This window comes from Arthrobacter sp. I3, from assembly GCF_000520575.1.
GTDB classification, from domain to species: Bacteria; Actinomycetota; Actinomycetes; order Actinomycetales; family Micrococcaceae; genus Arthrobacter; species Arthrobacter humicola_A.
In genome coordinates, this window is record NZ_KI914939.1 from 1,196 (window position 1) to 11,753 (window position 10,558).

At 68.4% G+C, this 10,558-nt stretch carries 10 protein-coding genes; 7 read left to right on the forward strand and 3 right to left on the reverse strand.

The window, feature by feature from the left end; all coding sequences use genetic code 11:
- Together Y706_RS25865 and Y706_RS0116020 are read left to right on the forward strand one after the other, a co-directional pair.
- The coding region (locus tag Y706_RS25865; protein WP_052355089.1) for a hydrogenase maturation protease at nucleotides 1-512 on the forward strand (512 nt) is incomplete at its 5' end.
- A 13-nt stretch (nucleotides 513-525) separates the two neighbouring features.
- Entirely contained in the window at nucleotides 526-783 is a 258-nt protein-coding gene (locus Y706_RS0116020; protein WP_028277396.1) for a HypC/HybG/HupF family hydrogenase formation chaperone, read from the forward strand.
- A gap of 68 nt (nucleotides 784-851) precedes the next feature.
- On the opposite strand, the gene Y706_RS0116025 is transcribed toward Y706_RS0116020, so the two are convergent.
- Nucleotides 852-1,622: a DUF6390 family protein gene (locus tag Y706_RS0116025; protein WP_028277397.1), complete on the reverse strand. Its 771-nt coding sequence runs from the start codon at nucleotides 1,620-1,622 to the stop codon at nucleotides 852-854.
- A 195-nt stretch (nucleotides 1,623-1,817) separates the two neighbouring features.
- On the opposite strand from Y706_RS0116025, the gene Y706_RS25870 reads away from it, so the two are divergent.
- The 3 genes from Y706_RS25870 (at nucleotide 1,818) to Y706_RS0116040 (ending at nucleotide 4,810) form a co-directional block, all read left to right on the forward strand.
- On the forward strand, nucleotides 1,818-3,005 hold the full coding sequence (locus Y706_RS25870; RefSeq protein ID WP_028277398.1) for an ABC transporter substrate-binding protein: 1,188 nt from the start codon (nucleotides 1,818-1,820) through the stop codon (nucleotides 3,003-3,005).
- Nucleotides 3,006-3,102: 97 nt separating this feature from the next.
- Entirely contained in the window at nucleotides 3,103-4,068 is a 966-nt protein-coding gene (locus tag Y706_RS25875) for a FecCD family ABC transporter permease (RefSeq protein WP_173403087.1), read from the forward strand.
- Nucleotides 4,061-4,810 carry an ABC transporter ATP-binding protein gene (locus Y706_RS0116040; protein ID WP_028277399.1) on the forward strand — a complete coding sequence of 250 codons (750 nt, stop codon included), beginning with the start codon at nucleotides 4,061-4,063 and terminating at the stop codon, nucleotides 4,808-4,810. The genes Y706_RS25875 and Y706_RS0116040 overlap by 8 nt, the downstream gene beginning before the upstream one ends.
- 137 nt (nucleotides 4,811-4,947) lie before the next feature.
- Here the strand turns inward: Y706_RS0116040 and Y706_RS0116045 are convergent, their stop codons facing one another.
- Nucleotides 4,948-6,315, reverse strand: coding sequence for a cation:dicarboxylate symporter family transporter (locus Y706_RS0116045; RefSeq protein ID WP_028277400.1), 1,368 nt, complete (start codon nucleotides 6,313-6,315; stop codon nucleotides 4,948-4,950).
- A 137-nt stretch (nucleotides 6,316-6,452) separates the two neighbouring features.
- Here Y706_RS0116045 and Y706_RS0116050 point away from each other — a divergent pair, with 137 nt between their 5' ends.
- Nucleotides 6,453-8,168 carry a sensor histidine kinase gene (locus Y706_RS0116050; protein WP_028277401.1) on the forward strand — a complete coding sequence of 572 codons (1,716 nt, stop codon included), beginning with the start codon at nucleotides 6,453-6,455 and terminating at the stop codon, nucleotides 8,166-8,168.
- The gene (locus tag Y706_RS0116055) at nucleotides 8,165-8,884 is read left to right on the forward strand and encodes a response regulator (protein WP_028277402.1); all 720 of its coding nucleotides are present in this window, start codon (nucleotides 8,165-8,167) and stop codon (nucleotides 8,882-8,884) included. The genes Y706_RS0116050 and Y706_RS0116055 overlap by 4 nt, the downstream gene beginning before the upstream one ends.
- Before the next feature lie 339 nt (nucleotides 8,885-9,223).
- Here Y706_RS0116055 and Y706_RS0116060 read toward each other — a convergent pair whose 3' ends face one another.
- Nucleotides 9,224-10,552, reverse strand: a complete 1,329-nt coding sequence (locus tag Y706_RS0116060; RefSeq protein WP_253906815.1) for an SLC13 family permease — start codon at nucleotides 10,550-10,552, stop codon at nucleotides 9,224-9,226.
- Nucleotides 10,553-10,558 lie beyond the last annotated feature (6 nt).

A 10,558-nucleotide genomic window follows, 5' to 3' on the forward strand; every position in this document is an offset into this window, starting at 1 on the left:
CGGCCGTCGCCCGCCGGCTGGCCGAGGAGCAGTCCGGCCTGCAGGGCTGGGCGCCGGAGGAGGTCCAGGTGCGGGACTACGGGATCCGCGGGCTGCACCTCGCCTACGATCTCCTGGACGGGGTGGATGCGCTGGTGCTCGTGGATGTGCTCCCGGCCCCGGAGGACGGGAGCGCAGGCGCGGGAACGCTCCGGATCCTGAAGATCCGGGTGGAGGACCTGGAAAGCGGCGGTCCGCTGACGCCGGCCGGCCTGCGGGCCGATCCGGCCTTCGATCCGCACGGCATGGACCCGCTGGCTGTCCTTCGCCGTCTGCGTGTTTTGGGCGGATCGCTGCCGGAGACCTACCTGGTGGGCTGCGTCGCGGGGCGAACGGACGAGGGCATGGGACTGTCCGAGGACGTGTCCCGCGCCGTTCCGGCAGCCGTGGAAGCAGTCCGCACCCTGGTCGCAGCCCGCATCACGAACGCAGATGCGGCGCCCGCGAGCGCGGCTCCGGATGAAGCAGGCTGAGGAGGAACCACGGATGTGTCTGGGAATACCGGGCCGGATCATCGAAGTGATCGACGGCTACAACGGGCAACTCGCCCTCGTGGATGTGGCCGGAGTGGAGCGCAAAATCAACATTGGCCTCCTCGATGACGGCCCTGTGGAGAGCGGCACGTGGGTCCTGATCCACATGGGCTTCGCCCTGGAACGCGTGGACCAGGATGGTGCCGACCGTGCGATGACGGGACTTGAGCTCATGGGACGGGGCCCGGACCCCACCGACACGGTCCCGTAGCCTTCACTCCCCGCTGGCTGGACTCCCCCACTGAAGGAACTCTCCACTGAAGGAACTTGAGGCGCCCGCTATTCGAGGGCGATCGCGGCGCCGCGGTGCTCCACGCCGGAATTCGCGATCTTGAGGTGGCGCGCAAAGTAGTGCTGGAGCCGGTGGAGCTGGGCTGGCGAGAGCCGGTCGCACACCCAGTCCCAGTGGAGGGACACCATGTCGCCGGGCATGAGGTCAGCAATGAAGCCGGACCCGGCCACGGCGTACGTGGCCGTCTCGATCACCGGTTCCCCCAGCGACAGCGCCATCCCGTCCCACGCCAGGGGCCGCGAGCGCACGAGGGCGCTGTCCCCTTCGACGGCCACCACCTCGCCCCACCGGATGCGGCATTGGTCAAGGACGTTCAGGGCCGTGGATGAGCGCCGGTCATCGCGCAGGAGTCCCGTCCACGGATAGATTTCCAGGACGTGGAAGCTGTGATGCGGGACGCCGCCGGCCAGGACCCCTTCCATCAGGTGCGGGAACTGATGCCCGGTCCGTGCGCGAAACCGGTCCTCCATGGAATTGCCGATGCTGCGCACACCCACGGAGTCCAGCAGCGTGTTTCCCACCCAGTAGGCCTCCACCACCGCGTAGTCCAGCGGGTCCGGGTTGCCGGTGGCACCGGCGATGAGCTCCAGGTACGGCCAGGCGCCGGCGAACCCCTTCGCAAGTTCGCGCAGGCCCGCGTCGGTCACCCCGGACTGGCCATAGTGCAGCAGCGCGTCGCTGTCAGGCGGCCCGCAGCTGCCCCGCGAATTCGGCGGATACGCGTAGCGGACAAATAGTTGGGCGCCGTTGATTTCCATCCCGTGGCCTCGTTTCACAGGGGATATCAGCGAGGCTAGCACCGGCGCCCGTCGGCGAACAATGCCCGGCGTGACCGGCATTGACACCCCTGCGCATTCGGCGGATGCTGTGAGGAAATGCCGCACCGGGACCATTGCTGTGGCCGGCGCGGAGCGAAAGGCCGTTGCGCGCGGTCCTTCCCGGGAGGTAGGCCGATGAGCATCCCCGAAGCCAACCGACGATCTGTACTGGCAGCGGCCCTCTACGGCGGAGGGGCGCTGTTCCTCGCTTCCTGCGCCGCGGCCGGCACGGCGCCACAGTCGTCGCCACAGTCAACGCCGCCGGCAGGGACTGCCGGTACAGCGCCCCCGGGTTCCGCCTCCGGCCCGGCCGGGATCCAGGTGACGGACCAGCGCGGGACCGTCCTGAGTTTCGACCGCCCGGTCACCCGGGTGGTGACCATTCCCATGCCCGCCGCTTCCCTGCTCGCCGCCGTCGACCAGGGCGCCAGCCATCTCACCGGGATGCACAACGCCTCCTGGGTGGCGATGCGCGACGGCGCCATGGGCGCCATGTACCCGGAGGCCCTGAACATCCCGCACGACATCGCCACGACCGACTTCACGCCCAATGTCGAAAGCATCCGGGCGCTGAACCCCGACGTCGTGGTCCAGTGGAGCGATGCGCAACTGACGGCACCGCTGGAACAGGCCGGGATGAAGGTCCTGGGCATCACGAACACCGGCACGCAGCAGGACGTGGACACGTGGACCGCGCTCTTCGCAACGATGCTGGGCCGGCCGGACCGGGCCGTGCAGATGAAGGCGCGCAGCGACGGGCAACAGAAGGCCATCCAGGCCGAGGCCGCCGCCCGCGGCACCGGCGGCCCGGGCATCGTCTACTTCAACAGGTTCAGCGGCGGCCTCAAGGTGGCCGGAAACGGCAGCTACAACGACTTCTACATCAAGCTCATCGGGGCACACAACCCCGCCACCGGCCCGCAGGGCCTTCAGGGCAAGGGCATGGTGGGCGTGGACGTCGAACAGGTCCTGGCCTGGGATCCGGAAATCATCCTGCTCGGGAACTTCGACGACGCGATGCCCGCCGACGTCTACGGCAACCCGGTGTGGCAAAGCGTCTCCGCCGTGCGCTCCCGCCGCGTCTACAAGGTCCCGCTGGGCGGCTACCGCTGGGATCCTCCCGGCCAGGAATCGCCACTGATGTGGCGCTGGCTCACAGATGTCAGTTTCCCCTCCGGCAACCACTCCACGCTGAGGAACGAGACAAACGACTACTTCGACTTCCTGTACCGCCACCAGCCATCGGCGCCCGAGCTGGACAAGATCCTCTGGACCGAAGCCAACGGCACCTCGGCCAACTACCGGCAGTTCGATGCTTCGTGAGGCCCAGCCTCTGACCACGGGACCCCCCGGCGGCCGGGGACCGGGGCTGCGCCAGGTCATCGGTCCATGCCTGCTCTCCGGAGCAGTCCTGGCGGCTGTGTCCGCGTTTGCACTCGGCAGCGGCCGCTACAGCGTGCCCCTGGACCATGTCGTGCAGATCCTGGCCTCGCGAATAGTTCCCTTCGGCCCGGGCCTTCCCGCGGCCGAGGAAAACGTGGTGCTGCTGGTCAGGTTGCCCAGGGTCCTGCTGGCCCTGCTGGTCGGTGGCGCCCTCGCAATCGGTGGCGCGGCCCTGCAGGCCGTGTTCCGCAATCCCCTGGTCAGCCCGGAGGTCATCGGCGTCTCCTCGGGCGCCTCCTTCGGCGGTGCCCTGGCCCTGCTGCTGGGCCTGGGCCCCGTCGCCCTCGTGGGCGGATCGTTCGGCTTCGGGCTGCTGGCACTGGGAATCGTCTTCCTCATCACGTCCGGGCGGGGCGGCGCCCACATCCTCATGGTGGTCCTCGGCGGAATCGTCACGGCCTCGTTCTTCTCCGCCCTGGTGGCCCTGGTGACGTATCTGGCGGACCCGTTCACCACCTTGCCCGCCATCGTTTTCTGGCTGCTTGGCAGTGTCTCCACCGCCACCTGGGCGAAAGTGCTGGTGGCCCTCATTCCGATCGCTGCCGGCGGCGTCGTCCTGCTGGCCCTGCGGTGGCGGATCAATGTGCTCTCGCTCGGCGACGACGACGCCACCGCCCTGGGGCTCCGGCCCCGCCCCCTGCGCTGGGCGGTCCTCGCCGCCGTGGCCCTCATGGTCGCCGGGGCCGTCGCCGTCAGCGGCGTCATCAGCTGGGTGGGGCTGGTCATCCCGCACCTCGCACGCATGTGGGTGGGACCGGACCACCGGGTGCTGCTGCCGGTCTCCTTCCTGCTGGGCGGGGCCTACCTGATCGCCATCGACACCATCGCGCGCACCGCCACGGCCGGGGAAATCCCGTTGGGCGTCCTGACCGCCCTGATCGGCGCACCGGTCTTCTTCGTGCTCTTGCGCCGGAACCGGGAGAGGATCTGGGACGGTGCTTGAGCTGCGCGGGGCCGGGTTTGGCTATTCACCGCAGAACTGGGTGTTCAAGGATCTCAGCTTCTCGGTGCCGCCGGGCACCGTGACCGCGGTCCTGGGGCCTAACGGCAGCGGCAAGACGACCCTGGTGCGCTGCGCGGCCGGCATGTTGGCCGTACAGGAGGGTGCGGTGCGCAGGTCCGAGACGGCGGGCTATGTTCCCCAGGCGCGCGGCAGCACGTTCGGCTACCCGGCCCTGGACATGGTGGTCATGGGCCGTGCCCGCCACATCGGCGTCTTCCGCTCCCCCGGCAGCCGGGACAGGGCCGCCGCGCTCCGCGCCATGGACCGGGTGGGGATCGCCGCCCTGGCCGGCCGGCTGTTTCCGACGCTGAGCGGGGGCGAGCAGCAGCTGGTCCTGATTGCGCGGGCTATCGCGGGCGGTTCGCGGCTCCTCGTCCTGGATGAGCCGTCCACCGGGCTGGACCTGAAGAACCAGGTCCGGGTCCTCCAGTTGCTGAGGGAACTCGTGCGGACCGGGATGTCGCTGCTCGTGAGCACCCATCACCCGGACCACGCCCTGTTCCTCGCGGACTCGGTGGTCCTGATGGGCGCCGCGGGTGTGGTGACCGGACCTGCCGGGCCGCTCCTCGCGGATGCGCAGCTTTCGGCGCTGTACGGCGTACGTGTCAGCACCCTGAACTACGACGACGAAGGGACGCCCCGCCGCACCGTGGTCACACCCTTCGGCGCCGATGAGGGCTGAACCGAACGCCCAAGCGCCCGGCAGCTGGGCTGCCGGGCGCTTGGGGCGTCATCGAGCGGTCGTGCTTCCGGTCAGTTTAAGGCCGGGGTGCGGCTCACGCCGGTTCCGGCGCGGGTCAGGACGGTGCAGGCGTCGGTTCAGGCGTGTGCCAGGACCGGTTGTACCGGCTGTGCGGGCTGTTCGGCGGCATCCTGTACGCCGGAGTGGCCGGCCAGCATCGTCTCTTCGTCGAACGGCTCGGCACCGGCCAGGACACGGTCCACGCGTCCGCCGTCGATCTCCTTGACCCAGGTGCCGATCAGCACCGTGGCGACGGCGTTGCCGGTGAAGTTGGTCAGGGCGCGCGCCTCGGACATGAACCGGTCGATGCCGACGATCATGCCCACGCCGCCCAGCAGCTGGGGTGCGTGCGCCTGGAGTCCGGCGGCCAGCGTGGCCAGGCCGGCGCCGGTGACGCCGGCGGCACCCTTGGAGGCGATGATCATGAAGACCAGCAGGGAAACCTGGGCGCCAAGGTCCAGCGGCGTGCCCATGGCGTTGGCGACGAAGAGTGCTGCCATGGTCAGGTAGATGGCGGTCCCGTCGAGGTTGAAGGAGTAGCCGGTGGGGACCGTGACGCCGACGACAGGCTTGGACACGCCGAGGTGTTCCATCTTCGCGATCAGGCGGGGCAGCGCGGCTTCGGAGGAGGAGGTGGAGAAGATCAGCAGGTATTCGCGGCCGAGGTACTTCATGAGCTTGAAGATGCTGACGCCCGCGACCGCCTTGAGCAAACCGCCGAGGACCACGACGATGAACAGGGCGCAGGTGATGTAGAAGGCGCCCATCAGGGTCGCCATGCTGATGATGGCCTGGAAGCCGGTGGCGCCGACCACCGCGGCGATCGCGCCGAAGGCTCCGACCGGGGCCAGCCACATGATCATGATGAGGATGCGGAACACGAGGGCCTGGCCGTACCCGACGGCCTTGAGGATCGGGGCTCCCTGGGGGCCCATCTTCTGCAGCGCGAAGCCGACCAGGATCGCGGCGAGGAGAGTCGGCAACACGGGAATGTCGCCCGGGATGATGCCCAGCAGGAAGTCAACGGTGCTGTCGACCGCCGCCTTCTTGTTCGGATCATAGGGGGCGAGCTTGAGGCCCTCGCCCGGGTGGATCAGGTTGCCGACCACGAGGCCGATCGCCAGGGCGAAGGTGGACATGACCACAAAGTAGGCGAGCGCCAGGCCGCCGACCTTGCCGACTGTCGCGGCCTTGGCGATGGAGCCGATGCCGAGCACGATCGTGCAGAAGATCACGGGCGCAATCATCATCTTGATGAGTTTGATGAAGCCGTCGCCGAGCGGCTTGAGGGATTTGCCGACCTCGGGGAACAGCAGGCCAATAACGGCACCTGCGATCACGGCGACGATGACTGCGATGTAGAGGTAGTGGGACTTGTCCAGTCCCTTGCGCTTCTTGGCCGGAGCGGCGGCCGGTGCTGCTGACTCTCCTCGTTGAGAGGCCATGGTGTTCTCCTTGGATAGGCTGGACTTGGTGCGGTCCTGGCTGTGGTCCGCTCTTGTCCTTCTTGCGTGTAACCCCATCATTGATGAGAAGGTGACGCGCATCACCCTTGCGTTCATATTGGTCATGGAAGGTGTTGATGATCCGGCGCTGGAGCATCGCCCGCAGGCTGTTTGCGGCCAACCTGCTGTTCGTGGTGGCCCTGACGGCCATCGTTGGCACGGCCGTGTTCGTGGACGCGCGCGATCACGCCTACGACGAGGCCGGACGCCGGATGGCCGGCATCGCCACCGCCGTCGCCGACGCCCCCTTCGTCCTGGCGGCGGCGGACACAGCCGATCCCACGGCCCTGCTGCAGCCGTATGCCCTGAAGACCATGAACGACGCCGACGCGGATTTCATCACGATCATGGCCCCGGACCGCACGCGCTGGACCCACCCGCGCGATGAGGAACTGGGCAAACCGTATATCGGCTCCATCGACGCGGCCCTCCATGGCCAGGTGTTCACGGAAGTCGTGGCCGGCACCCTCGGCCCGTCGGTGCGCACCATCGCCCCGGTCAAGGACGCCGACGGCAAGGTCCGGGCGCTCGTGGCCGCGGGCGTGACGGTCCGGACGGTGGACGTCGCACTCTCCGGCCGGCTGCCGGCGCTGCTGGCCATCAGCCTGGCGCTGTTGGCCGGCGGGTCGGCGGCGGCCTGGCTCCTGGGACGGTATCTGCGCCGGGTGACCCGCGGCTGGGGCCCGGAAGAGCTGGGCCAGCTCTTCGCGTACTACGAATCGGTGCTGCATTCGGTGCGTGAGGGCGTGATCCTCATCGACCCCAGGGGCAAAGTGGTGATGTACAACGACCAGGCCGCCGAACTGCTCGGGCTGAGGAAACAGTCCGCCGACGGCGGTCCCACCTCCGGCGCTGACGGCGGCGTTGCGGGGGGCGGGCGCCAGGCGGCGCCCTCCCTCGCGGAGTTGCCGCTGGCCCCCAGCCTCAAGGAACTCTTCGAATCGGGGCGGACCGCCCTGGATGAGATCCACCTGACCGGCTCGCGGATCCTGGTGGTCAACCAGGGCCCCGCGGTGGGACCCGAATCTGCCGGCGCCCGCCCGCACGGAGCGAAGTCCGGCGCTGGCACTCCTGTATACGGAACGGTCGCCACCATCCGGGACCGTACCGAGATCGAATCCCTGGGCAGTGAACTCGAGACCATGCGCACGCTCTCGGACGCGCTCCGCGCCCAGACCCATGAGCACGCCAACCGGCTCCACACCATCGTCTCGCTCATGGAACTGGGCCGGGGCCCCGAGGCGCTGGACTTTGCCACCAAGGACCTGGAACTGAGCCAGCGGCTCACGGATGACATTGTGAGCTCCATCGAGGAACCCGTGCTCGGCGCCCTGATCATGGGCAAGGCAGCCGAAGCACACGAACGCGGCGTCGAACTGACCCTCAATACCAGCGGTTCCACGGCCGTGACCGGACTGGCCGTGCAGGACCTCGTGGCCATCCTGGGGAACCTGCTGGACAATGCCATCGACGCCGCGGCCGAGGCGCCGGCACCCAGGCTCGTGGAGCTGACCGTCGAGACCACCGGCTCCGCCCTGGAGATTACCGTGGAGGACAGCGGCCCCGGGATCGATCCCGCGGCCGTGGAGGACGTCTTCCGGCACGGTTTCAGCACCAAGGCCCCGGGACCGTTCGGACGCGGCCTTGGGCTGGCCCTGGTGCGCCAGGCGGTCCAGCGGCTGGGCGGTACCATGACAATCACCAGCCCGGCCGGGGCGCTGTTCCGCGTCACTCTGCCCGTCACAACACCGCCGGCCACTACGCTGCCGGTCACTACCGAGGGACAACCATGAGCGAGATCCGGGTGCTCGTCGTCGAGGACGAGCCCATCGCTGCCGCAGCGCACGCCGCCTACATAGAAAGGCTGGACGGTTTTACCCTGGCGGGCTCCGCGCCCGACGGCCAGTCCGCCCTGCGCCTGCTCACGGAATTCTCGGCGGCAGGCAATCCGGTGGAGCTGGTCCTGCTGGACATGAACCTCCCGGACCTGCACGGGCTGGACATCGCACGCCGGATGCGGGCGGCCGGACTGTTCGCGGACATCATCGCCATCACCGCGGTGCGGGAACTGAACATTGTCCGCAGCGCGGTGGCTACCGGCGTGGTCCAGTACCTGATCAAGCCGTTCACCTACGCGACCTTTGCGGACAAGCTCGCCAGCTACCGGCTGTTCCGCGAACAGCTGGCCCCACCCCTGGCCGGGGAAGCCGGAGCCCGGGCGTCCCAAAGCGATGTGGACCAGGCCTTCGCCAGCCTCCGCGCCCCGTCGGAGCTGTCGCTGCCCAAGGGCCTGGCCGTATCCACGCTGGAATCCGTCCAGGACTACATCAGGCAGCAGGCCGAGGCGGTGTCGGCCAGCGAGGTCATGGAGGCGCTCGGGATGTCCCGGGTCACCGCCCGGCGCTACCTCGAGTACCTCGCCGACGCCGGAACGGTCACCCGCGCCGCCCGCTACGGCGCCCCCGGCCGGCCGGAGAACGAATACCGCTGGAACCGGCCGCGGACGTGAGCCTGCCGCTCCCCCGTTCCCGTCACCGGGAGGGCTCTTGCCGGTAGTCCCGGGAAACACTGCCGCGAAATGCCGTCCCGGCGGTTTCCATGCGGCGGGGATGGTCTCGAATGCTTGGTGCCATGCGGCCGCTGTTGACGTGTCAGGGCAGCGGGGCGGCGCGCGTTGCGAATAGGCGATGATCCGGGTGATCATCATTCGCCGCCCCACTGCGGTCTGGTGCCGGCGGACTCTGTGTGTCCGGGCCTTCTTCGTGGTTGCTTGCCGCGACCGAAGACTTCATTCCATGCGGCGGGGGCGTCCCGGCTATCGGGAGCCGCGTCGCCGGTGGCCGTGCGGTTACATGATGCCGGTGGGAACCAGCAGGACCCAGGCGAGGGCCGGGGCTACGAGCACCACTCCCCCGGCATACGCCATCAGCTGCCGGTAGACTCGCTGCCTGTCGTTGGCGCGGGCGTTGGCGACGACCAGCGCACCGTCGGTGGAGAAGGGCGAGACATCCACTACCGTGGCAGCTATAGCCAGCGCCGCGACCGTTCCTGAGGCGCTCAGCGAGCTGGTAGCCAGGAGCGGACCGGCCAGGGGAATGAACGCGGTCAGCAACGCCGTGGAGGAGGCGAAGGCCGAGCCGACGCCAATGACGTAGCAGAGGACCAGGGCCACCAGCAGCGGTGCGCCCAGTGCCAGAGCCTGCTCGGCGAGGGTGTCGATGACGCCAACGTGCTGGAGCAGGGAGACATAGGTGATCATGCCGGCTACCAGCAGGACGGTGGACCAGGAGACGCCGCCGATGAACGTCTGGTGTTCTTTGATGTTGACCAGCGCCAGCAGGAGTCCGGCGGAGAGTGCCACGAAGCCGATCGGCAGGTGGAAGCCCAGGGTGCACACGAGCATCACCGCGATCAGTGCCAGCGTGAGGATCTGCTGCCCGTGAGGGCGGCTGGTGCGGGCGGTGTCGACGTCGGCATGCTGGCCGCCTTCGCCGTCCCGCAGCCTGCCCAGGAGGGCGAACAGGACGATGGTGAGCACGGAGAGAATGAGATTGATGGCGAAGCTGGCGATGAAGAGTGCGCCCTGGGAAATGGGAAATCCGTTCTTCAGGGCGATGTCGTGCACCAGCACCCCGGCGACGGACAGCGGGGAAAAGCCGCCGGCGTGGGCTCCGTTGATGATGAATGCGCCCATCAGCACGGGATGGATCCGGGACTCGTAGGCGAAGCCGATGGCCGCCGGTGCCAGCAGCGCGACGGCGGCCGGCGAGAAGGTGCCCAGTGACGTGAGCGCAGCAGCGATCAGGAAGAACACCCAGGGCAGCAGCATCGTCTTGCCCCTGACGAGGCGTACGCAGGTCTGGACGATGATGTCGATGGTGCCGTTCCGCTGGGCCATGCTGAAGAAGTACGTGACTCCGATGATCGTCACGACGATGCTGGCGGGGAACTCTTCGAGGATCTGCTTGTCCGTCATTCCGAGCATGAAATAGCCGACGCCGAAGGAGGCCACCAGCCCCATCACGCCGATGTTCAGCGGCCATTTCGTGGCGACGATGAACATTATGACGAGGATGACGAGCGGGATGATTTGGACAGCGGTCATGGAGTGCTCCGGTTGCGGGGTGGCCGAAGGGTTGAAGATATCACCCCCCAGCACGAGCGCAATCAACGCCAGGAACGC

What these genes read in the sequence shown, in the direction of transcription:
- Y706_RS0116020 (WP_028277396.1), top strand. Translation starts at nt 526, where the DNA reads ATGTGTCTGGGAATACCGGGCCGGATCATCGAAGTGATCGACGGCTAC.
- Y706_RS0116025 (WP_028277397.1), bottom strand. Translation starts at nt 1,622, where the DNA reads ATGGAAATCAACGGCGCCCAACTATTTGTCCGCTACGCGTATCCGCCG.
- Y706_RS25870 (WP_028277398.1), top strand. Translation starts at nt 1,818, where the DNA reads ATGAGCATCCCCGAAGCCAACCGACGATCTGTACTGGCAGCGGCCCTC.
- Y706_RS0116045 (WP_028277400.1), bottom strand. Translation starts at nt 6,315, where the DNA reads ATGGCCTCTCAACGAGGAGAGTCAGCAGCACCGGCCGCCGCTCCGGCC.
- Y706_RS0116050 (WP_028277401.1), top strand. Translation starts at nt 6,453, where the DNA reads ATGATCCGGCGCTGGAGCATCGCCCGCAGGCTGTTTGCGGCCAACCTG.
- Y706_RS0116055 (WP_028277402.1), top strand. Translation starts at nt 8,165, where the DNA reads ATGAGCGAGATCCGGGTGCTCGTCGTCGAGGACGAGCCCATCGCTGCC.